General features: G+C 64.9%; 21 protein-coding genes. 8 read left to right on the forward strand and 13 right to left on the reverse strand.

From position 1 onward, the window contains the following. Positions 1–162 precede the first annotated feature (162 nt). The 8 genes from AC1D2O_RS04570 (at position 163) to AC1D2O_RS04605 (ending at position 9690) form a co-directional block, all read left to right on the forward strand. Entirely contained in the window at positions 163–1086 is a 924-nt protein-coding gene (locus tag AC1D2O_RS04570; RefSeq protein ID WP_478156441.1) for a crotonase/enoyl-CoA hydratase family protein, read from the forward strand. Positions 1087–1148: 62 nt separating this feature from the next. Then, the gene (locus AC1D2O_RS04575) at positions 1149–2015 is read left to right on the forward strand and encodes a branched-chain amino acid ABC transporter permease (protein ID WP_478156320.1); all 867 of its coding nucleotides are present in this window, start codon (positions 1149–1151) and stop codon (positions 2013–2015) included. 2 nt (positions 2016–2017) lie between these two features. Beyond that, a complete protein-coding gene (locus AC1D2O_RS04580; RefSeq protein ID WP_478156322.1) occupies positions 2018–3091 on the forward strand; it encodes a branched-chain amino acid ABC transporter permease in 1074 nt (357 codons plus the stop codon). Further along, on the forward strand, positions 3088–3852 hold the full coding sequence (locus AC1D2O_RS04585) for an ABC transporter ATP-binding protein (RefSeq protein WP_478089656.1): 765 nt from the start codon (positions 3088–3090) through the stop codon (positions 3850–3852). The genes AC1D2O_RS04580 and AC1D2O_RS04585 overlap by 4 nt, the downstream gene beginning before the upstream one ends. A gap of 11 nt (positions 3853–3863) precedes the next feature. Beyond that, positions 3864–4622, forward strand: coding sequence for an ABC transporter ATP-binding protein (locus AC1D2O_RS04590; RefSeq protein WP_478089665.1), 759 nt, complete (start codon positions 3864–3866; stop codon positions 4620–4622). Positions 4623–4626: 4 nt separating this feature from the next. Further along, complete coding sequence (locus tag AC1D2O_RS04595; RefSeq protein WP_478156323.1) at positions 4627–6477, forward strand: AMP-dependent synthetase/ligase; 1851 nt, start codon at positions 4627–4629, stop codon at positions 6475–6477. Positions 6478–6533: 56 nt separating this feature from the next. Further along, positions 6534–7706 (forward strand): ABC transporter substrate-binding protein, encoded by a 1173-nt coding sequence (locus AC1D2O_RS04600; protein WP_478089658.1) that lies wholly within the window; start codon positions 6534–6536, stop codon positions 7704–7706. A 40-nt stretch (positions 7707–7746) separates the two neighbouring features. After that, a complete protein-coding gene (locus AC1D2O_RS04605; protein ID WP_478089659.1) occupies positions 7747–9690 on the forward strand; it encodes a flavin-containing monooxygenase in 1944 nt (647 codons plus the stop codon). A gap of 91 nt (positions 9691–9781) precedes the next feature. Here the strand turns inward: AC1D2O_RS04605 and AC1D2O_RS04610 are convergent, their stop codons facing one another. From AC1D2O_RS04610 to AC1D2O_RS04670, 13 genes are all read right to left on the reverse strand, one after another. After that, on the reverse strand, positions 9782–11200 hold the full coding sequence (locus AC1D2O_RS04610; RefSeq protein ID WP_478156325.1) for an amidase: 1419 nt from the start codon (positions 11198–11200) through the stop codon (positions 9782–9784). Positions 11201–11215: 15 nt separating this feature from the next. After that, positions 11216–12631 (reverse strand): amidase family protein, encoded by a 1416-nt coding sequence (locus tag AC1D2O_RS04615; protein WP_478089661.1) that lies wholly within the window; start codon positions 12629–12631, stop codon positions 11216–11218. A gap of 46 nt (positions 12632–12677) precedes the next feature. Continuing rightward, positions 12678–13367, reverse strand: a complete 690-nt coding sequence (locus AC1D2O_RS04620; protein WP_478089662.1) for an ABC transporter ATP-binding protein — start codon at positions 13365–13367, stop codon at positions 12678–12680. Continuing rightward, positions 13361–14119, reverse strand: coding sequence for an ABC transporter ATP-binding protein (locus AC1D2O_RS04625; protein ID WP_478089663.1), 759 nt, complete (start codon positions 14117–14119; stop codon positions 13361–13363). Before AC1D2O_RS04625 ends, AC1D2O_RS04620 begins: the two co-directional genes overlap by 7 nt. After that, positions 14116–15090: a branched-chain amino acid ABC transporter permease gene (locus AC1D2O_RS04630; RefSeq protein ID WP_478089664.1), complete on the reverse strand. Its 975-nt coding sequence runs from the start codon at positions 15088–15090 to the stop codon at positions 14116–14118. Before AC1D2O_RS04630 ends, AC1D2O_RS04625 begins: the two co-directional genes overlap by 4 nt. Continuing rightward, positions 15087–15944 carry a branched-chain amino acid ABC transporter permease gene (locus tag AC1D2O_RS04635; protein ID WP_478156327.1) on the reverse strand — a complete coding sequence of 286 codons (858 nt, stop codon included), beginning with the start codon at positions 15942–15944 and terminating at the stop codon, positions 15087–15089. Before AC1D2O_RS04635 ends, AC1D2O_RS04630 begins: the two co-directional genes overlap by 4 nt. Positions 15945–15969: 25 nt before the next feature. Beyond that, the gene (locus tag AC1D2O_RS04640; RefSeq protein WP_478093694.1) at positions 15970–17178 is read right to left on the reverse strand and encodes an ABC transporter substrate-binding protein; all 1209 of its coding nucleotides are present in this window, start codon (positions 17176–17178) and stop codon (positions 15970–15972) included. Positions 17179–17260: 82 nt separating this feature from the next. Continuing rightward, positions 17261–18118: a FadR/GntR family transcriptional regulator gene (locus tag AC1D2O_RS04645; protein WP_478156329.1), complete on the reverse strand. Its 858-nt coding sequence runs from the start codon at positions 18116–18118 to the stop codon at positions 17261–17263. Positions 18119–18228: 110 nt separating this feature from the next. Then, a complete protein-coding gene (cutA, locus tag AC1D2O_RS04650; protein WP_478093698.1) occupies positions 18229–18543 on the reverse strand; it encodes a divalent-cation tolerance protein CutA in 315 nt (104 codons plus the stop codon). Positions 18544–18567: 24 nt separating this feature from the next. After that, positions 18568–19098 carry a BON domain-containing protein gene (locus AC1D2O_RS04655; RefSeq protein ID WP_478093699.1) on the reverse strand — a complete coding sequence of 177 codons (531 nt, stop codon included), beginning with the start codon at positions 19096–19098 and terminating at the stop codon, positions 18568–18570. After that, positions 19095–19331 (reverse strand): hypothetical protein, encoded by a 237-nt coding sequence (locus tag AC1D2O_RS04660; protein ID WP_478093701.1) that lies wholly within the window; start codon positions 19329–19331, stop codon positions 19095–19097. Before AC1D2O_RS04660 ends, AC1D2O_RS04655 begins: the two co-directional genes overlap by 4 nt. 183 nt (positions 19332–19514) lie before the next feature. Then, positions 19515–20105 carry a phosphatase PAP2 family protein gene (locus tag AC1D2O_RS04665; RefSeq protein ID WP_478156330.1) on the reverse strand — a complete coding sequence of 197 codons (591 nt, stop codon included), beginning with the start codon at positions 20103–20105 and terminating at the stop codon, positions 19515–19517. A gap of 270 nt (positions 20106–20375) precedes the next feature. After that, complete coding sequence (locus tag AC1D2O_RS04670; protein WP_478094374.1) at positions 20376–21473, reverse strand: autotransporter outer membrane beta-barrel domain-containing protein; 1098 nt, start codon at positions 21471–21473, stop codon at positions 20376–20378. Positions 21474–21499: the final 26 nt, after the last annotated feature.

Below are 21499 nucleotides of genomic sequence, written 5' to 3' on the forward strand. Positions count from 1 at the left end.
CTGTGTTTGTCCTCATCTTGCAAGGCGCCGAGCACCAAAGGTCGCACGGACTGACGCGCCGCAGATTCTCTCGCTTAGTGGTTTCTACTATGCTGAATCTAAAGATACTGACTAGTATACGACTCCAGACCGAAGCGGCGTGCCCGCCGAGAGTTCGTCTGAATTCCATCCCAGTCAACCGACAGAAAGGTCGTCCTCATGAACTTCGAAACCATCCTCTACGAGAAGAAGGGGCGTGTTGCCGTCATCACGCTGAACCGTCCGGAAAAGTACAACACCATCCGCCATCCCATGCCTGACGAGATCGAGCAGGCATTCGGCGCGGCCAACAAGGATGCGGACGTGCGCGTCATCTTGCTGCAAGGCGCTGGCAAGACCTTTTGCGGCGGTTTCGATTTCTCCGGTGGCCTGGAGCACATGGAGGGGTACGGCATTCCCTACAAAGCTGGGGAATACGACGCCGGGGTCGATATGCTGACGGCGCTCAATCCCTGGGTGGCGCCCACCCAGAAGTTCATGTCGATCTGGAAGAGCCCGAAACCGGTCGTCGTGAAAGTGCACGGCTGGTGCGTGGGTGGAGGATCCGAGTACGCGCTGCTGGGCGACATCGTGTTCGCCTCCGAAGACGCGCGTTTCGGCACTCCTTACGCCCGTGTCTGGGGTTGCAACCTGACCAACATGTGGGTGTATCGGCTGGGCCTTGCCAAGGCCAAGCACTATGCACTCACGGGCCGTTCGCTGTCGGGCAAGGAGGCCGAGGAAGTCGGGCTCATCAACTTCTCCTATCCGATCGAGGAGCTGGACGCGAAGGTCTGGGAGTACGTGAACGAGTTGGCCAACATTCCCGTGACCCAGCTTGCGGCCATGAAGTACATCACCAACCATGTCTACGACCGCATGGGCGTGCAGGAGTCTTCCCTCATTGGCCCGGTCTTCGACATCGTCATGCGCAATACCCGCGAAGCGGCGGAGTTTGTCCAGGTGGCCGAGGAGAAGGGCGTGGGCGCGGCAGTCGCAATGCGCGACGGTCCTTTCAAGGACTACAGCCAGGGTGGGCCCGAGGTGAAGCCCGACATCTACAAGTAGGCACCGTGGCGGCGGTCTCCGCCGCCACATGCATCGACGCAGCATCAGCAGGAACCAAAGGCATGCAGATCATCATCAGTGGATTGGCCGTGGGTTGTGTGTACGGTTTGATCGCCCTGGGCTTTGTACTGATCTACAAGGCGACCGAAACCGTCAATTTCGCCCAGGGCGAGCTGATGATGATCGGTGCGTACTTTGCCTACACGATGGCCGAGCTGTGGCATTGGCCCCTCGTCGTCAGCGGGCTGGTCGCGGTGATGGGGACGGCCCTCCTGGGGGCTGCCGTCGAGCGCTTCATCCTGCGGCCCATCGAGGGGGAGTCCACCATCTCCGTGGTCATGGTCACACTGGCGATCGGCATGATCGCGCGTGGCCTGGCCTCGGCCGTGCCCGGCTGGGGCACCGACACCCACCACTTGCGTGTCCCCTATCAGGGCGAGTTGGTAGATCTGTTGCGATCGCGGATTTCCATCGAGCACATTGTCATCGTGTGTTCGACGGCAACCTTGTGCATCGCGCTGTTCTACTTCTTCCGCACCGCCAAGCTCGGCCTGGCCATGCGGGCGACTTCGCAAAACCAATTGGCGGCGTACTACATCGGCATCCCGGTATCGAAGACCAACGCCAAGGTGTGGGCGCTGAGCGGGGGGCTTGCCGCGGTAGCCGGGATACTGATGGCGCCAATCACCTTCGTCCATATCAACATGGGCAGCGTGGGCGTCATGGCGATTCCCGCGGCTGTGATCGGCGGATTCGGGAGCATTCCTGGCGCAGTCGCGGGCGGCTTGATTCTGGGTCTGTGCGAGTCGCTGGCGGGGCTCTATCTGCCCGAAGGATTCAAGGACGCGGCGCCCCATGTCCTGGTCCTGCTGGTGCTGATGCTGCGGCCCGCAGGTCTGTTTTCAGCCCAGATTCGGAAGAAGGTCTAGCCGTGCATTACGACTTCAAGAAGAACTATCGCATCGATATCCGCCTGCTCAAGCGTGGCGACCAGGTGTTCTGGTACGGCCTGCTGCTCGTGGGAATGCTGTTCGCACCCATGGTCTTGCCGAGCTATGCCGTCGCGCAACTGACCTTCATCCTCATCTACAGCCTGATCGGCATCGGCCTCGTCGTGCTGACGGGCGTGACGGGCCTGGTCTCGCTGGGCCATGCGGCCTTTGTCGCAGCGGGCGCCTATGCGCAGGCCGTGCTTCTGGCGCGGGGTGTGCCTCTGCTGCTTTCGCTGGCGCTCTCGGGTGGGATTGCCGCCGTGCTGGGCCTGGTGATCGGATTTCCGGCACTGCGCTTGCGAGGCCTCTACCTGGCCATCGCCACGTTCTCGTTCGGATTCATTGTCGAGATCCTGATCTCCCATTGGGAGACCGTGACGGGCGGCAGCAGCGGCCTGGCCGTGCCCAATGCGACGCTGGGGGGCGTTGCGATCACCGGCGCAGCTTTCTACTACCTGTGCCTCGCGGTCCTCGTTCTTTGCATGCTGGTGGTCCTCAATGTGTTGCGCAGCCCCACTGGCCGTGCGCTCAAGGCGATACGGGATTCGGAAGTCTCGGCGCAGTCGATGGGCGTGAACGTCGCACTGTTCAAGACTTTCGCCTTCGCCCTCTCGGCGCTRATGGCGGGACTGGGAGGCGCGCTGTATGCCCACATGATGACCTATCTCAGCCCGGAGCAGTTCGGCCTGAGTCTGTCGATCGAACTGTTGATGATGGTGGTGATCGGCGGCGTGGTGTGGATGCAGGGCGCGGTTCTTGGCGCAGCCTTCGTGATCGCATTGCCTCAGGCCATTGCGATCCTCAAGGATCACCTCCCGGCTTTCGTCGCTCAGCAGACCGGCCTGCAGCCGATCGTATTCGGACTGGTGATCCTGTTCTTCGTCCTGGTCGAGCCCAAAGGCCTGTACGGACGATGGCTCAAGCTTCGCACCTACCTGGAGCTGTTCCCGCTTTGCCCGGCCTCCGTGTTCACGCGCGAACGCCACTTTCTGCGCACGGAGCGTCTGCAATGACCTTGCTTCGCGCGGAGCACCTGAAGGTGCAGTTCGGGGGACTGGTGGCGGTGAAGGACGTGAGCTTCAGTGTGGAGCCGGCCCAGATCTTCTGCATCATCGGCCCCAACGGCGCCGGCAAGACCACCTTGTTCAACCTGTTCAGCAGGATCTACGCCCCCACTGCCGGTCGCATGTTCATCGACGGCGTCGACTTCACCGCGGTGCCGGCGCACCGCGTCGCCCGGCTGGGCATTGCCAGGACCTTCCAGAACCTCGAACTGTTCGATCACGCGAGCGTGCTCGAGAACCTGCTGGTCGGCAGGCATCGATTCCGGCAGCGTGGCTTCCTTGCCGAATCATGGTTCGGCAAGGCCATGTGGGAGGTCGAGCTGGAGAGTCGCCGAGCGGTGGAGGAGGTGATCGATTTTCTGGACCTGCATCGCTACCGCGACACCCAGGTCGGCGCCTTGCCGTACGGCGTGCGCAAGGTGATCGAGCTCGGCCGCGCGCTGTGCAGCCAGCCAAGGCTGCTGCTGCTGGACGAGCCCTCGTCGGGGCTGAACGCCGAGGAAAGCGAAGACATCGGCTACTGGATCCTTGATATCAAGCGCCGCTTCGGCATCACGGTACTCATGATCGAACACGACATGAGCCTGGTGAGTCAGGTATCCGATCGTGTCCTGGCATTGAACGAAGGCAGCGTGATGGCCGAGGGCAGTGTGCAGGAAGTGCAGTCGCACCCGCTGGTGATCGAAGCCTACCTGGGAGTCCAGTCGTGAGCGCTACCCCCATGCTCGCCTTGCGCAACATCGAAGCGGCCTATGGGCCGGTCACCGCGATCCGGGGCGTGTCGCTCGAAGTGCCGCAAGGCGTGATCGTCGCCCTGCTCGGTGCCAATGGCGCCGGAAAGACATCGATACTGAAGTCCATCTCCGGTGTCCTGAAGCCCACGAAGGGAAGCATCCAGGTGGCCGGCGAGCGTGTCGATGGCTTGTCGCCGGAACGGATCGTCCACGCCGGCGTCGCGCACGCGCCCGAGGGGCGCGAGGTATTTCCCTTGCTCACGGTCCACGAGAACCTTCGACTGGGTGCCTATATCCGGTCGGATGCCGACGTCGGCGCGGACATCGAGTCCGCGTACGGCTACTTTCCGGAGCTGCGTCAACGTGCCGGGCATCTGGCGGGCCAGCTTTCCGGGGGGCAGCAGCAGATGCTGGCGATCGCCCGCTCCCTGCTGATCCGGCCGCGGCTCCTGCTGCTCGACGAGCCCAGCCTGGGTCTTTCGCCACGGTTGACGGAAGAGATCTTCTCCATCATCACGCGTATCAACCGCGAACACGGAACGACAATCCTCCTGGTCGAGCAGAACGCCCGGATCGCATTGCGAACCGCCAGCTATGCCTACGTCATGGAGGTGGGCCGCATCGTGCTGGAGGGGACGAGCGAGATGCTGGGAAACCACCCTGACGTCAAGGAGTACTACCTCGGGATCAAGGCCGATGGTGTGCGCGGCGAGCAACGCTGGAAGCGGCGCAAGACCTGGAACTGACGACATGAACAATCTCAACACCCCGACGTCAGGGCAGGACGAGACCATCGCCGGCCTGTTTCACCAATGGGTCGAACGGCGTGCGAACGAAGTCGTCTTTCGGCAGAAGGTCCTGGGCATCTGGGAAGAGAGCACCTGGGCCGATCTGGGCCAGGCCGTCTGCCATGTGGCGATGGGCCTCATGCATCTCGGCTTCGAGCTTGGCGAGACCGCCGCCGTGCTGTCCAACACCCGGCGCGAATGGGCATTCGCAGACCTCGGGATCCTGACCGCGGGAGGTGTCAGCACGGGCGTCTACCCGACGGACTCCTCCGAGCAGGTGGAATACCTGCTGCAGGACTGCGGTGCGGTCCATGTCTTCGTCGAGAACGACGAGCAACTGGACAAGGTCTTGTCCGTGCGAGATCGCCTGCCTGGCCTGCGCCGCATCGTCGTCTTCGATACCGAGCACCTGAGCGAATTCGCGGATCCGATGGTGATGGAATGGGAACAGTTCATCCGGTTGGGCCGCGATGCCGCCGCGCAGAGGCCGGACGACTGGACCCGGCGTTCGCAGCAGACACATGCCTCGGACACCGCGATCGTGGTCTATACCTCCGGAACGACCGGACGGCCCAAGGGCGCGATGCTGACCCACCGCAACGTGTTGTTTGCGATGGACGCCATCGCAAGCAAGGTGTTGAAGCAACATGCGGGCGACGAACGCATGGGCTATCTGCCGCTGTGCCATGTCGCCGAGCGCATTGGGGGACTGATGGCCTCGTTGCTGTCCGGCACCGTCGTGAACTTCGTCGAGAACCCCGACGCCGTGGCGGAGAACATCAGGGAGATCCAGCCGACGATGATCTTCGGTGTGCCGCGCACCTGGGAGAAGTTCTACTCCGCGATCCAGATTCGCTTGAGCGAAGCCACGCCATTCCAGCGGCGTGCCTATGGCTGGGCGATCCGGCTGGGCGCGCGGATGGCGGCGCATCGCCTGTCACACAGCAGCGCCCCCCTGTGGCTGCGCATCGCTCACGGCGTCATGAGCCGGGCGGTGCTGCGGAATATCCGGCTTGCGATCGGTTTGCAGCGTTGTCGCGTGCTCTGTTCCGCCGCCGCGCCGATCTCGGTCCGCTTGCTGGAGTGGTACAGCGCCCTGGGGATCGAAGTGATCGAGCTCTATGGGCAGACGGAATGCAGCGGCATCCTGACCGCGAACCCCTTGGGCGCCGCCAGGCTGGGCACCGTGGGCACGGTGATTCCCGGCTGCGAGATCCGGCTGTCGGAACACGGCGAGATACTGGCTCGGGGCCCCAACGTTTTTGCGGGCTATCTGAACCAGGCCGAGGCCACGCAGGCAGCGCTGTCGAATGGATGGCTGCACACGGGCGACGTCGGCGAGCTGGACGCCGATGGCTATCTGCGCATCAAGGACCGCCTGAAGGACATCATCATTACCGCGGGTGGAAAGAACATCACGCCATCGGAGATCGAGAACGAATTGAAGTTCTCACCCTACATCTCCGACGCGGTCGTGATCGGCGACCGGCGACCCTACCTCGTGTGCCTGGTCATGATCGACCACGAGAACATCGAGAAATACGCGCAGGCCCAAGGCATCGCATTCTCGGACTATGCGAGCCTTTGCCGCACGCCCGAGATTCACGCGCTGATCCAGAGCGTGATCACCGAGGTCAATGGCCGATTCGCTCGCGTCGAGCAGATCAAGAAGTTCAAGTTGATCGATCGCAAGCTCGGTGTCGAGGACGAAGAGCTCACCCCGACGATGAAGCTCAAGCGAAAGCTCGTCAATCAGAAGTACCTGCCTCTGATCGAGACGATGTACGGCAGGGGTCTGGCTGAGGCGATCTAGCACCGGGCCCGAGTCAACGCCAATCCCTACGTCAATAACCAAGAAGGAGACTTTTCATGAAGCTGTTCGTCAGAATGAATTGGATGCCGATCGCGCTGGCTGCCGTGATGATGCTGCCGGGTGCTGGCCAGGCCGGGGGCGTGACCGACGCCGAGATCGTGGTCGGCTCGATCCAGGACCTCTCGGGGCCCGTGGCCATGTTGGGGGAACACTTTCGCCATGGCATGCAGATGCGTTTCGACGAGGTCAATGCCGCGGGCGGCGTGAACGGCCGCAAGGTCCGGCTGATCGTCGAGGACTCGGGCTGGGATACCAAGAAAGGCGTGCTCGCCGCGCGCAAGCTGCTCGACAAGGACGACGTGTTCGCGCTGATCAATACGCTCGGCTCCTCGATTGCCGTGGCCACGATTCCGATGGCGCTCGAGAAGAACGTGCCGAGCCTCTTTCCGGCCGCCCCCGTGCCGGTCACCTACGAGCCACTCAGCCCTTACAAGTTCTCGATCGACATGCCCTACGAGGGGCAGGTCGTGATTGGCGTTCGCTACCTTGTCAAGGCCGGCAACTACAAGAACGTGGGCGTCATCTACCAGGACGACGACTTCGGCAAGGACGTGATCGCGGGCCTGACTTCGATCACGAAGGAACTGGGTCTTCCGCTCTGCGAGAAAGTCTCGTTCCGCCGTGGATCGACCGACTTTTCTTCACAGGTGGCTCGAGTCAAGAATGCTGGCTGCGACCTGATCGTGATCGGTGGCTCCACCCGGGAAACCATCGGCATCATGAGCGAGGCGCGCAAGCTGGACTGGAAGCCCGGCTTCATGGTCACGGCTTCGGCGTATTCCGCGACCCTGCACCAGTTGGGCGGCGCGGTGGTGGATGGTCTCTACGCGACGGTGAACTTTCCACATCCGTATGCGGAAGGCGCGACGCCTCAGCTGGCAGCCTGGATCAAGTCCTACAAGGAACGATTCAATGCCGACCCTTCGCCGTTTTCGACCATCGGCTACCTGAAGGCGGATCTGTTCGTACGCGCTGCCGAGAAGGCCGGAAAGAACCTCACGGCCGACTCGCTGGGCAAGGTGCTGGACACCTTCAGCTACACCGGCGGCGATTTGTTCGGCGTTCCGACCATCCAGTTCAAGCCGAACGATCATCTGGGCTTGCGCGATGTCCGCATCGCACAGGTGCGGGATGGCCGCTGGAAGATGATCTCGGAAGCCCAGAAGTAGCTCGGCGCTCAAGCGCATCGGATCTCAAGTGAAGGATTCCATGAGCGACGATCGATCGAACACCGCTGGCAGCTGGGAGCGCAAGCTGAGGGAGGCGCTGCCTGACGCCAATATCCCGACGCTGTTGATGATGCTGCTTCACCTCACGGGGGACATGCAATGGCTGTCGGAGCGCTTCCGTTGCGCCCGGGCGCCGGGTCTTGATGAACTGGACTCGGGCGGCCTCGATGAAGCCACACGCAGCGAGATCCGCGCCGCGGCGGCGAAGGCCATCCTGGCCTGGAAAGGCGGAGCCGCCCCGGTGCTGCCAGCGCCGGACGAGGATCTGCTGACGCAGATGATGCGGCAGAGTACCGGAGAAAGGATTCCCGACGGCTACGGGGCCATCGTCGCTGCCGGCCTCGGTCTGGACAAGGCCTTCGCCCTCGACCAGCCTGACGCTGTCGATGTGCCATCGGACTTCCTGGTCGTGATCATCGGCGCCGGCATTGCCGGCCTGTGCGCGGCGATCCGGCTGCAGCGCGCGGGCATCCGCTACGTCGTCATCGAGAAGAACTCCAACCTGGGCGGGACCTGGCACGAGAACCGCTATCCGGGATGTGGCGTCGACACACCGAGCCACATCTACTCCTTCTCGTTTGCCAACAACGACTGGAGCATGCATTTCGCGCTCCAGCATGAAATCCAGGCCTACCTGGAACGGGTCGCCCGCGAGCATGGTGTCTTGAACAGCATCCGTTTCGGCACCAAGGTGCAGAGCGCTCGCTACGACGAAGCGTCCGCGCGCTGGCAAGTCACGATGGAAGAGGGCGACCAGACCGAACAGCTGCAAGCCAACGTGCTGATCGGCGCGGTCGGCTATCTGAACACGCCGAAACTGCCGCCCATCAAGGGCCTGAGTGATTTCAAGGGGCCATGCTTCCACACCGCGCGCTGGCCGGAAGGCGTCGACCTTGCGGGCAAACGGGTCGCGGTGATCGGCAACGGTGCTACGGCGATGCAGATCGTCCCGGCCATCGCGCCGCAGGTCGGCGCACTGACCGTCTTCCAGCGTTCGAAGCAGTGGGCGGCGCCATTCGAGAAATTCCGGATGCCCATCGGCGCCGGCAAACGATTTCTTCTGGCCGAGCTTCCTTTTTACCAGCAGTGGTACAGGCAACGACTGGCGTGGATCTTCAATGACCGCGTTCATTCCTCGCTTCAGGTGGATCCGTCCTGGCCCCATCAGGATCGTGCGATCAACGCACAAAACGACAAGCACCGCGAATACTTCACCGAGTACGTCAAGGCCGAACTCGGGCCGCGGCAGGATCTGCTGGCCCGCGTACTGCCCGACTACCCGCCGTTCGGAAAGCGCATGCTGCTGGACAACGGGTGGTATCGGACACTGCGGCGCGACAACGTGCACCTGGTGACCGACGGCGCCGCCGAAGTCGAGGGCGACACCGTCGTGTCGACGGCCGGCGAGCGTTTTCCCGTCGATATCCTGGTGATCGCGACGGGCTTCGACGCCGTCAACATGCTCGCCTCGTTCGAACTCTATGGAAAGAACGGGTTGTCGATCCGTGACGCGTGGGCCCGCCGTGGTCCCGAGGCCTACATGGGCATGACGGTCCCCGAGTTTCCCAACTTCTTCGTGCTCTCCGGGCCGAATACCGGGCTGGGCCATGGAGGCAGCGTGGTGGCCGCGATCGAGACGCAGGTGAACTACATCCTGGGAATCATCCAGAAAGCCATCGCGCGGTATGGCGCCGACTTCGAGATCATGGTGAAACCGGATCTCTGCCTGGCGTTCAACGAGCGCGTGCAGGCGGCGCACGACCGGATGATCTGGAGCCACAAGGGAATGAGCACCTGGTACCGCAATGCCCAAGGGCGGGTGGTCCTGACCACACCGTTTCGCAACGACGACTCCTGGCACATGGCCCGTCGCATCGATCTCGACGATTTCGTCGGCAGGTCTGGCGCCGGCCCGGTGCCGTGAACTGTCGCTGTTGGCGACCCCGGGCGCGCCGGAGCCGCGAGCACCGTGTGCCAGCCGGATCCCGGCGATCAAGCCGGGAAACGCGCACCGCTCAGAACGAGGGATCGATGGGCGTGGCCATCGGACAGTGGCCTTCGATCACTTCCGCGGCCTCCAGCACCAGGTCTTCGCGGAAGCGCGCGGCGATCAGCTGGACCCCGGTCGGCAATCCTTGCTCGACGCCGGTCGGGACGGAGATCGCGGGCAGGCCCAGCAACGGCACTGCGAAGGACGGCGCCTGTGTACGGACGATCTCGTTGAACACCTCCTCGGTCGAGACGTCCGCGCCCTGTCGGAAGGGTGGGGCCAGCGAGACGGGGCACAGCACGAGCGGGTACTGCGCCAGGAAGGCGTTCCACTTGCGCACCCATGCCGCGCGCCGCGCCAGTGCGTCCATGTACTCGTCGGGCGTAGGGCGCCGGGGATTCTCCATGTGCCAGAGAACGGCCTTCTTGATGCCCGCATCGCCGTGGGCGTGGACACCCTCCAGCATGAATCGCGGTGCTTCGGCGCGCGACAGCACATGCCAGTCTTCAGCGATGGCCGCCATGTCGGGCGGATCGACCGCTTCCACCGCATACCCTGCCGCCGCCAGGGCGCGCGCGGCCTTGTGCAGCGCGGCCTCGACATGAGGATGAACGCCGGTGCCACTGGGATCCACCGACAGGGCGACGCGAAGAGGCCCCGGTGGCCTTGCGCCTTGCAACGGCGCATTGACCCACCACGGGTCGCGCAGGTCCGCCTTCGACATGACCTCCAGCGCCAGGCGCACGTCGGCGACACGGCGCGCAAGCGGCCCCTGGACCGACATCCATTGCATCGACAGGGAGCGCTCGACCTTGGCGGACGGGTTGAATGCGGGCACGCGGCCGAAGCTGGGGCGCAGGCCCACGATGCCCGTGCAGTAGGCGGGGTAGCGAATGGACCCCGCCAGATCGTTGCCATGCGCGATGGGCGTGATGCCGGCCGCCACGCTCGCGGACGCGCCGCCGCTCGAGCCACCCGGCGTGTGGTCGAGCGACCAGGGATTCAGGGTGTTGCCATGCAGGTCGTTGTCCGTGGCCCAGCGCGCCGAGAATGCCGGCGTGTTGGTACGACCCACGAACACGGCGCCCGCGGAACGCAGGTTGGCGACCACGGGGCTGTCGTCGGTCGCGATGTTGTCCGCGAACGCCACGACGCCGTTGCTGTTGGCCTGGCCCTTCTGGTCGACGTTGATCTTGATGCTGACGGGCACGCCATGCAGGGGTCCGACGTCGTCGCCGCGCGCCACGGCAGCGTCCGCGGCGTCCGCGTCGGCCATCGCCTGCTTGCCGAGGTCGACCACGACGGCGTTGAGCCGGGGGTTGACCGCCGCCATTCTCGACAGGCTCGCCTGCACCGCATCGCGGCTCGAGATCGTGCCGCTGCGAATGCCGCGAGCGATGTCGACGGCGTCCCATTTCCAGATGTCTGAAGGAAGATTTTTCATGATTCTCTTTGTGGATCAGTGGTTGAACTGTGTTGGATCGATGGGCGTCGGCACTCCGCAGACCTGCTCGATCACGTGCGCCGCGTCCAGCACCATGTCTTCCCGGAAGCGCCGGCCGATGATCTGCACACCCATCGGGACACCGTCGACCACGCCCGTGGGGACCGAGATCGAGGGCAGGCCGAGGAATGCGGTGGCGAAGAGGAAGGTGTGCGAGCGGTAGAGTCTGTCCACCGTCTGGTCGCTCTCGATGTCCACGCCATAAGGCAAGGCCGGCTCCATGGCGACCGGACAGAGGACCAGGGGATGCGATTCCATGAACAACTGCCAGTTTCGCAGCAGTGTCGCCCGCGAAGCCGCAACCTGCATCAGGGCCCGGGTGTCGAGGTGGGGGGTGCGGTTCATCATCAGCTCGAAAGCGCGCACGCTGTTCGCATCGCCGAGCGCTCTCACCTGCGGCGCCAGGGACATTCTCGATTCACCCTGGGCGAAGTCGTTCCAGGCCCGGGCCGACGCGGCGACATCGGGCGGATCGCAGCGCTCGACGAGGTAGCCGGCGCTGGCCAGAATCGATGCGGCCTTGAGCACGTGGTCCCGCACGCTGTCATGCACGCCGACAGCCGCCGGGTCGATGCTCACGGCCACGCAAGGCTTCGGGCACTCGGGCATCTCGATCGGCAACGGCACATGCCACGGGTCGCGAGGGTCCGGTGCCACCATCGCCCGCAGGGCCAGCCGCGAATCCGCGACGGTCCGCGTGATCGCGCCTTGCACCGAGACCCATTGCAGCGAGAGCTGGCGCTCGCCCGAGGCGGTTCCGTTGAACGCGGGCACGCGGCCGAACGAAGGCCTCAAACCCACGGTGCCGGTGCAGTAGGCGGGATAGCGCAGCGACCCGCCACCGTCGTTGCCGTGGCCGATCGCGCACATGCCCGTGGCCACCGCCACCGAGGCGCCTCCGCTCGATCCGCCCGGCGTCGCCTCCGGATTCCAGGGATTCAGCGTTCGCCCGTGCAGGTCGTTCTCGGTGTACCAGCGCATCGAGAACGCCGGCGTGTTGGTGCGCCCGAGAATCACGGCCCCCGCCTGCCGGAGATTGGCGACGACCGGACTGTCCGACGCCGCGACCTGGTCCGCCAGCGCGACGACGCCGTTGGTGGTGGGAAGTCCCGCCTGGTCGACGTTGATCTTGGTGGTGATCGGGACGCCATGGAGCAGCCCCAGCGGTTCTCCGGCGGCGACCGCGCGGTCGGCCGCGTCCGCGGCAGCCAAGGCCGCCTCGGCTTGCAGCGAAACGACGGCGTTCACGCCAGGATTGATCCGGTCGATCCGCTCGAGACACGAGCGCACCGCCTCGCGGCTGCTGATGTCTTTCGCACGAATGCGCTCGGCCACGTCGGTGGCCGACCAGCGCCAGATGTCTTCTTTCATGGATTCGAGGGCGCCGGATGAAGGTGCCGATGGGGAGGGTTGCAGTTCAGACGCTCAGGTAGTGCTCGTAGACGGCGCGCTCGGCGCCGAAGGCCTGCCGGTGGATCTCGTGGACGATCGCCCCTTGCTCGAGGATGTAGTGGCGGTCCGCCAGGTCCATGCAGAAGCTCAGGTTCTGCTCGACGAGCAGGACCGGCACGCCCGCATCGCGGACCCTTCGCACCACCTGGCGCAACTCGTCGACGATGACCGGGGCGAGTCCCTCCGTCGGCTCGTCGAGCAGCAGGACCCGGGGGTTGTTCAGCAGCGCACGCGCAATCGCCAGCATCTGCTGCTCGCCCCCCGAGAGTTCGGCGCCTCCGTTGCGTTGCCGTTCGGACAGCCGGGGGAACATGCCGAAGATGTCGGCAAGATGCCACTTCGAGCCGGGACGCTCGGCGATCTGAAGGTTCTCCAGGACCGAGAGGGTCTTGAAGATGCCGCGATGCTCCGGCACCAGGCTGATGCCGCGTTGCGCGATCTGGTAGGCGGGAAGCTGCAGGATCGACTCGGTGCCCAGCACGATGCTTCCCTTCGAGCCGCGCATCAGGCCGGCGATGGACGCCAGCGTGGTGGTCTTGCCCGCGCCGTTTCGGCCCAGCAGTCCGACGATCTCGCCGTCGCCGACGTGCAGGTCGACGCCCTGGAGGATGTGGCTCTTGCCGTAGTACGCGTGAAGTTGACTGACTTTCAGCATGACGCTTGGCTCCCCAGGTACGCGCTCTTGACCTCCGGATGACCCGCGACGGCGTGTGGCTCGCCGGACACCAGGACCGAACCGCGGTGCAGCACCGTGACGTCGCGGCTGATCGACATGACGAGCTTGATGTTGTGCTCGATCAGGATGACCGTGCGCGTCTTGCCCAGGCGGGAAATCAGCGCGGTCATCTCCTGCAGGTCGTCCACGCCCATGCCGGAGGTCGGCTCGTCCAGCAGAAGCACACGCGGGTCCGCCGCGAGGGCCATCGCGATCTCCAGCCGGCGCTGCAATCCGTGCGGCAGATTGGCCGCGGCGCGGTCGGCATGCGGGTGGAGTCCCAGCTCCTCCAGCAAGACCATGGCCTCCTCGCCAAGCGCGGCCTGAATCCGGCGCGAGGGCAGGGGATTGAACGAGGACTTGCCCCGCATGGCCTGGATGCACAGCCGGACGTTCTCGACGACGGACAACTCGGGGAAGATGTTGGTCACCTGGAAGGACCGCGCCAGGCCCCGCCGCACCCGTCGCTGCGGACTCATGGCCACGATGTCCAGGCCGCCCAGCAGGATTTCGCCCTGGCTTGGCTTGCGAAGGCCCGTGATGCAGTTGAAGAGCGAAGTCTTGCCCGCGCCATTGGGACCGATGAAGGCATGCACGCCTCCAGGGGCGATGCTGAAGTTCACATCGGTCAGCGCCTGGAAGGCGCCGAAATTCAGGCTCAGGTTCTTGACTTCGAGCGTGGCCGCGTTCATTGGAAAGCCTTCTTGTCTTGGCCGCCGCGCACGCGCCGCGCCAGTGCTTCGAGCAATCCCCACAGGCCCGACTGCATCCACACGCCGATGAAGATGAGCGCCAGCCCGAGCAGCAGAAGCCATCGTTCCCAGAGACCGACAAGGAAGTGGCTCAGGAGTTCGTACGCGACGCCGCCGAGCACGCCGCCCATCAGGGAACCGGTGCCTCCGATCAACGTCACCAGGACCAGGTGATTGACCATGGCGAAGTCGATGTTGCTGAGCGGAACGAATCTCAGGAACATGGCGTACAACGCACCGGCGACGCCGGTGGCGGCCGCCGACATGACGATCGCGCCCACCTTGAACCAGTAGACGTTGTAGCCCGCGGCGATCGCGCGATCTTCGTTTTCCCGGATGGCTGCGAGCACGGAGCCGAAAGGAGAGCGACTGACGCCGTGCAAGGCGGCATAGGTCACCACCAGGCACGCGACACAGAAGCCGTAGAAGGCAGCCGGCGTTTCCAGCGGCGTCAGCTCGAAGCCGCCGATCATGAGCGCGCCGCGGGGCACCGAGGCCAGTCCGTTGTCGCCGCCGGTCAGGTCCGACCAGGCATAGGCGATGAAGAATGCCAACTGCCCCAGCGCGAGGGTCATCATGATGAAGTAGACGCCGCGTCGCCGCGTGGCGATGCAGCCGACCAGCAAGCCCGCGAAGGCTGCGACGGCCACGCCCGCCGCAAGCATGCCCAGCGCGCCCGCATGCAGGTGCAAGCCGGCCAGCCCGGCCGCATAGGAACCGGCGCCGAAGAACGCCGCCTGCGCGAACGAGAGCAGGCCCACCTTGCCAAGCAGGAAGGTGCCGCCGAGCGCGGCGACGGCCATGACCACGCATTGCGTCGCGGTCGCGAGGCTGGGCATCGCCACCGCCAGGCCGCCGGCCAGCGCCAGGATCGCGAGGAGGTGGAGGGGAAGCCGCTGGTCGCGCATCATGCCCGCCCCATCAGTCCGCGCGGCCGCAGAAGAATGATCAAGGCCATGAGGATGTAGCCGGACATGCTGGCGCCCTCCGACCAGAACGTGCTCACGAGGCTCTGCACCACGCCGACAAGCAGCGCTGCGAAGAACGCCCCGGTGAAGTTCCCGATGCCCCCGATCACGACGACCACGAAGGCGGTCGCGATCGCCTCGATCGACATGAAAGGCTCGATACCGCGAATCGGCGCAGCCAATGCACCCGCGACCGCGGCGAGTGCCGCGCCCAGCGCGAAGCTGTAGGCAAACACCTTCGCGATGTCGATGCCCAGCAGCGACACCATCTGTTCGGATTCGGTCCCGGCGCGCAGCACGGCACCGAACTTCGTGCGTTCAAGAAAGAACCACAAGCCCAGCGCCACCAGCGCGCCGACGCCCACCACGAAGAGCCGGTACTTCGGATAGAGCAGGTCGCCCATCGCCACGAAGCCTTCCAGCAGTTCCGGCACGGCCTGCGTCTTGCCGATGGTGTCCCACTGGATGATGACCAGTTCCTGGATGACCAGTCCCACGCCGATCGTCGTGAGGATCTGGTAGACGGTCGGCAACTGCTGGAGCGTGCGCACGCCGTCTTTCAGCGCATAGCCGCCGAGGCCCAGAACCAGAGGCGCGCCAGCCAGGCCGAGCCAGAAGGAACCGCTCCACTCGGCAATCGCCCAGGCCACGTAGGCCCCCAGCATGTAGAGCGCGCCGTGTGCCAGATTGAGGAAGTGCATGATCCCGAACACGATCGACAAGCCGACCGCGAACAGGAAATAGATCATGCCGGTGCCGATGCCGTTGAGCAGTTGCACGAGGACGATGTTGAGCATGGAGGCGTTCCTTCTTCCCCAGGCCTCAGGCCATCTTGCAAGTCGACGTCGCCATGTCCTCGAAGGACTTCCCGAAGCTGACGATGTCGGCGTAGTCCTGTTCGTACTTCTTCGCGGCCTTCGCCTTGCCCTTGAGGAGGTAGTAGTTCTTCAGCACCTGGTGATCGCTGGCCCGGACCGTCTCGACGCCCGTTGCGCCTTCGTAGCTGAGGCCCTCGAGGCCCTTGATGACCGCGGCCGGATCGGCGCTGCCGGCGGCCTTCACGCCGCGCAGCGCCAGCTCCGTCACCGAATAGAGGTTGATGGCGCCATAGCTCGGAAGCTTGTTCGCTTCCTTCTTGAAGAACTCGACCAGGCGCTTGTTGCCCGGCTCCTGGATGTCGTGGTAGTACTGGGCCCCCAGGTACACGCCATCGAGAAGGTCCGAACCCAGGCCCTGGAACTGGTCCAGCCCGCCCGACCACGGAACCACGATCTTCATCTTCGACTTGAGGCCGAACGAGGCGATCTGGCGCAGCAACGCGTCGGTCTGAGGCCCATAGTTGAGCAGCACCAGCACGTCCGGCTTCGCGGCGGCGATGCCGGGAATCAGCCCGGAGAACTCGCTGTCCGTCAGGCCGTGGTAGCTGTTGCCGACGTGTTCGATGCCCTTCTCCTTGAAGATGCGCTGCGCAGCGCTCAGCATGGCCTCGCCGAACACGTACTTGGCCGTCACCGTGTACCAGCGCTTGGCGCCGGGCGTCTCCGCAATCACGGGCCGCAGCGATTGCTCGACGGCGCCGTAGCTGGGCACCGGCCAGCGGAACGTGGACCTGTTGCAGGCCGAGCCGGTGATCTCGTCCGCGCCGACGGAACTGACGTAGACACCTTTCGCACGGTGCACTTCGGCGGCCATCACCAGGCCGACGGACGACAGCACCGCACCGGCGAACAACTTCGTTCCGTCGTTCTGGATCGCGTTGATCACCTTGGGCGCGGCGCGACCGGGATTGCCTTCGTCGTCGATCAGCTGCAGTTCGGCGGCGACGCCGAACGATTGCTGCGCCATCTTGACGGCGAGTTCGGCCGCATACGTCGTGGGCTTGACTTGGGCGCCGAGCGGCCCGGACAAGGTCGCGAAGAGGGCGATCCGCGTCTTGGACTGGCTGCGAGCCAGAAACGGCGCGCCGGTGATCATGCCGCCCGCCACGAGGGCGCGACCAAAGCTGCGACGGGAGGGATGCTGTACGGTCATGAAGGCTCCAGGTTTGAGAAGGAAAAGGCCATCCCTGGCGAGAGATTCGCCATGGATTCGAAAGACGGGATTCAGGGGTGGACTAGCGGCTTTTTGCCGGTCTGGATCGCACGCGGGCGTCCAGCGGGACGATGAACTTTTCAGCGTCCTCGATGTGTTCGAGCATCAGCTTGCGCACCCGCTTCGCGTTGCCGTCGCGCAGTGCCTGGAGGATCTCGGCGTGCTGCTTGCGGTTGTTGCAGGTGTACGCATGCTCATCGTGCGCATGTTCGGCCGAAGGAGAACTCGATTCCGCACCGCTTCGGATCACCGCGTTCACGAACTTCGCGATCATGCCCAGCAGCGGATTCGGACAGACTTCCGACAGGATTTCATGGAACTCGACTTCCGCCGAGCGGTGCCGCGCCCAGTGGTGCATGTCGTCACCCTCGAGGGCATCGATCGTGGCCTGCAGGCGATCGAAGTGTTCCGGCGTCAGCAGCCCGATGGCGCTGGCCGCGGCCTCGGGCTCCACCAGCTTTCGCACCGTGTAGATCTGGGCGCCGTCCAGCGGCCGGAAGTGGAAGAAGTTGCGCATGAACTCGAACACGCGCTGCTCCTCGACCTCGCGCACACGGGCGCCGCCGCCGGGTCCCGGCACCGTGTAGATCAAGCCCTGGACCTCCAAGGACTTCAGTGCTTCCCTGACGGAGCCGCGGCTGGCGCCGAACTGCTCGATCAGTTCCTTCTCGCCGGGCAGCTTGTCGTTGACGACCATGGCTTCGTTCACGATCTGCTCGCGCAACGAGTTGGCGATCATGTCCGGCACCTTCGATTGAAGGGCGCCTCTGTGTTTGGGTTTTCCAGTAATCATCAAATCATTATCATGAATAGGATGATTTTCATCGAACGCCCCCGGCGCCATATTGGGGTTTTTACTAGACTGAAATGTGGCGTTCACGAGGGAACGCGGGCCAAGCGGCCGCTCGCCTGGTGGTGTGCGTGGAAACGGGATGGCGACCTCGCGCGCCGCTGGCTGCGCCGGCGCGTTCGGGATGCGTGCACGGACTGCTACCCGCTCTCCACGTTGGCAGCCACCCAGTCCGCATAGGGCTGGTGCACGGCTGCCAGTGTCTGGGCGTGAATGTCCGGAACCTCGTAGGGATGGCACTGCGCGATGGCCGCCATCAGCGCCGCCTGCAGCCGCACCGTGGTCTTGAACAGCACGCGGACTTCGGGCTCGCGGTGCAGTTCACCCTGCCAGGAATAGACGCTCTCGATCGGCGTGAGCTGCGCGCAGGCGGCGAGGCGGCGTTCGATCAGGGTGGTGGCGAGCGCGTTCGCCTGCTCGGCCGTTGCGACAGTGGTGGTGACGGCCGCGATCACGTGGCATCCCGACGAATGGCGCGCTCAGATCCGACGGCCTGCGCGTTGGATCAGCCTGGCCAGCGTTGCCGCCGCGCTGCGGGGCCTCAGGCTGAGCTTGTCGCGCACGGCGCGAACACCGCTGACGCTGCGCACCGTGTCTTCGGCGATCGAGCGTTGGAAATCCCATTCGACTTCGCCGCGCAGCGTCACGAGGCCTTCCTGGACTTCGAGCAGCAGGTTCTCCGCGGGCACGACGCCGTTCCACCTCAGACGATGGACGGCGGCCAGTGCAATCTGACGATCTGAATGCTGATGCGCCGGATCGGCCCGAACGTCCAGCACGAGCACCAGCGCACGCACACCTCTGACCGCATGGGCGGCGCGCTCGACCGCCAGTCTCTCGGCCCAGCTTTCCACGCGGCCGGTGAGCGTCGCTACGCCATCGGACACGTCGACCTCGAGATCGACGTCGCGCGTGCTGCCGTCGCGCTTGAGCGCGGCGAGGATTTGCCGGCGCAGCGCCGGGTCGGGGAGGGTGATCTTCGCTTTCATGCCAGTGTCGATCCCGATCATGGCGATGCCTCCGGGCTTCTTGCCATCTGCTTCAGCGCGTCGTAGCCGCGTGCGGTGATCTGCATGACGCTGGCGGGATCCTGCCGCGCGCGGCGATCGGTGTCGAGATGAATCCGCGGAATAAAGCCTGCGATGTAGCTCGCGGCATCGAGCCTTCGCACCTTGTCGATCTGTTCCGGCTCGACGATCGTGAGGGGGAGTCGGGCATTCGCGAGCCTCTGCAGCAATTCCATGCACATTTCAGCGCTCCTTGTCATGCGGCGAGGCGCTGAACAGCGCCAGGGAAGAAAGGCTACGTCAAGCGCGGCGCGCGCGTATTGATCTGAGGCAATCTTTGCGGCGCGGCGCGGCGCGGCGGATCCGGTCGATCCGAAGGGCGCGCTGCTCGGCGCCGCCCGCGAATTCGGATGCCTCCTTCAGCCGGCCGACTTGTCGGCCGCCTTCGGTGGTGCGAATGCGGGCATCCTTCGTCGGTCGGCGACCGCCGCCAGGTGGCGGCCGATGATGAAGATGGCGCTCAGGATCGACACGATCGCCATCGCCAGCAGGACGCCTGCGGCGATGTCCAGCGGAAAATGGATGCCCACGTAGATGCGGGCCCAGCTTGTGGCGCATGCCGCAGCGGTCGCCAGCAGTCCGATGCGCCGGAGACCGGGACGCACGAGCAGCGCCAGCGCCAGCGTGAACATCACCGAAGCGTGCGCGCTCGGCAGCGAACCTCGCGCTCCGTGCGGAACATAGGGCGGGCTGAGGCCGGTCATGAACGGCCTCGGAAAACCGAGTGCGGACGCGATCCAATGCGCCAGCAGCGCGGCCACCGCCAGCGCGCACAAGGTGGCCACCAGGTAGCCGCGTTGAGCGGGCTGGCGCGCAAAGGCCCAGGCCACGAGCACTGCGCCGATCCACGGGCCCCAGACCGCGATCAGGGCGGCGACCGACAGGATCCACGCGTTGGGCTCATGGCCCGCGGCCATCCAGGCGAAGAGGGTGAGATCGAGCTGCTTCATCGAAGCCCCCGGGCATCCACGCGGCCCTGGACGGAGTCGGCGCAGAGGAAGGGCTGCAGGACGACCAGTGCAACGCCGGCCGCGCACCACCACAGGCACTGTCTTGCAATGAGTTGACACAGCCGATCGAACATGGCCGTCAACTCTAGGCTGCGGTTCTGAAGGCAAGCTGAACCGCATCGCTGACTCGGCGGTTCAGGGGCGTTTCACTGGGGGTGCCTACCCTCGCGCGACGCATCCCGAGCGCGCACGAGAAGGGCTGTCCCCGCGTCATCGCCAGACGAATCGGGTGCCGGCCTGCACGGTCCAGGCCTGGTACGACTGACTGCCCGTTTGCCAGCCCACATTGCCCCAGGCCATCCATCCCCCCTGGAATCTGGCGTCGACGCCGGCCTTGAATTCGAATCGATTGGAGGGGTAGAGGTAGCGCGTCGACACGTTGTCGACCACCACCTCGTCGCCCAGCGCGTCATGCCACCAGTTCAAGGTCACGGACGGCCGAACGACGGCACCTGCCCAGCCGAAGGCCTCGTGTTCCGCGCGGACGCCCAGCCTGGACAGCCAGCCGCCACGATGGGCGCCGTCGACCTGCAGTCCATCCACCTGCGTCACGTTGTAGGTGTGGTTGTGAACATAGACGAACTGGCCCTGCGGCACGAGCGACCAGCTGCTGTCTTGCAGGCGGACGACGTAGCCGCCTTCGGCCGACAGGATTCCGGCGTGGGAGTTGTAGTCGACCTGTTCCCGGAACACGGTCTGGACGCGGTCGGAAAACACGGCGTACTGGCCCCAGAGGTCGCTGTACCAACCGGTGCGGGTGAGGTCATCCTGATACCAGGTGCCGAAGGCGCCGACACTGTAGCCGCTGGTGTTTCCCTCCGACTGGAAGTAGGCCGGGACGCCCTGTGCGTCGCTTCGCGTGCCCCCGTAGCCGAACATGGCGCCGAAGTGCATCCGGTCGGAGCGTCCGAACGGCGACCACTGGCCAAGGGTCGCCGTGCCCTGCACCCATGCCGTCCTGCTGTCGATGTCGAACCCGCCGGTGTCGCCGCGAATTCGATCCCCGGTGCCACCCGCTCGCAGGTCGAAGACCCCGCGCTGTGGCTCCGCCGTGTCCGTCCGGGGCTGCCAGCCCCAGCCGCCTTGGCGGTCCTCCAGGCTGTGCACGAACAGAACGCCCGACTGGTGCTGGTTGCCGTAGTAGGCGCCGGTTTCGGGCCGCGCACCCAGGGGGATGGGCGGGACGGATGCGCAGGCTGGCGAGATCGACGGCAGGCACTGCGCCCAGCCGTGGCAACCCGTTGCGAGGACGGCGGCTGCCACGACCCAGTGGCCCGCGTGAGGTCGAGTTACAGAAGACAGACGCATTCGTCGTACTCCTTGGCTCCGGGTGA

The sequence above is a fragment of the Variovorax sp. P1_G12 genome, from assembly GCF_056405555.1.

Bases quoted from the DNA above. Each gene is read 5' to 3' on its own strand.
- AC1D2O_RS04590 (WP_478089665.1), top strand. From the start codon at position 3,864: ATGCTCGCCTTGCGCAACATCGAAGCGGCCTATGGGCCGGTCACCGCG.
- AC1D2O_RS04610 (WP_478156325.1), bottom strand. From the start codon at position 11,200: ATGAAAAATCTTCCTTCAGACATCTGGAAATGGGACGCCGTCGACATC.
- AC1D2O_RS04605 (WP_478089659.1), top strand. From the start codon at position 7,747: ATGAGCGACGATCGATCGAACACCGCTGGCAGCTGGGAGCGCAAGCTG.
- AC1D2O_RS04595 (WP_478156323.1), top strand. From the start codon at position 4,627: ATGAACAATCTCAACACCCCGACGTCAGGGCAGGACGAGACCATCGCC.
- AC1D2O_RS04620 (WP_478089662.1), bottom strand. From the start codon at position 13,367: ATGCTGAAAGTCAGTCAACTTCACGCGTACTACGGCAAGAGCCACATC.
- AC1D2O_RS04615 (WP_478089661.1), bottom strand. From the start codon at position 12,631: ATGAAAGAAGACATCTGGCGCTGGTCGGCCACCGACGTGGCCGAGCGC.
- AC1D2O_RS04655 (WP_478093699.1), bottom strand. From the start codon at position 19,098: ATGATCGGGATCGACACTGGCATGAAAGCGAAGATCACCCTCCCCGAC.
- AC1D2O_RS04585 (WP_478089656.1), top strand. From the start codon at position 3,088: ATGACCTTGCTTCGCGCGGAGCACCTGAAGGTGCAGTTCGGGGGACTG.
- AC1D2O_RS04660 (WP_478093701.1), bottom strand. From the start codon at position 19,331: ATGGAATTGCTGCAGAGGCTCGCGAATGCCCGACTCCCCCTCACGATC.
- AC1D2O_RS04630 (WP_478089664.1), bottom strand. From the start codon at position 15,090: ATGATGCGCGACCAGCGGCTTCCCCTCCACCTCCTCGCGATCCTGGCG.
- AC1D2O_RS04635 (WP_478156327.1), bottom strand. From the start codon at position 15,944: ATGCTCAACATCGTCCTCGTGCAACTGCTCAACGGCATCGGCACCGGC.
- AC1D2O_RS04600 (WP_478089658.1), top strand. From the start codon at position 6,534: ATGAAGCTGTTCGTCAGAATGAATTGGATGCCGATCGCGCTGGCTGCC.
- AC1D2O_RS04640 (WP_478093694.1), bottom strand. From the start codon at position 17,178: ATGACCGTACAGCATCCCTCCCGTCGCAGCTTTGGTCGCGCCCTCGTG.
- AC1D2O_RS04670 (WP_478094374.1), bottom strand. From the start codon at position 21,473: ATGCGTCTGTCTTCTGTAACTCGACCTCACGCGGGCCACTGGGTCGTG.
- AC1D2O_RS04625 (WP_478089663.1), bottom strand. From the start codon at position 14,119: ATGAACGCGGCCACGCTCGAAGTCAAGAACCTGAGCCTGAATTTCGGC.
- AC1D2O_RS04575 (WP_478156320.1), top strand. From the start codon at position 1,149: ATGCAGATCATCATCAGTGGATTGGCCGTGGGTTGTGTGTACGGTTTG.
- AC1D2O_RS04665 (WP_478156330.1), bottom strand. From the start codon at position 20,105: ATGAAGCAGCTCGATCTCACCCTCTTCGCCTGGATGGCCGCGGGCCAT.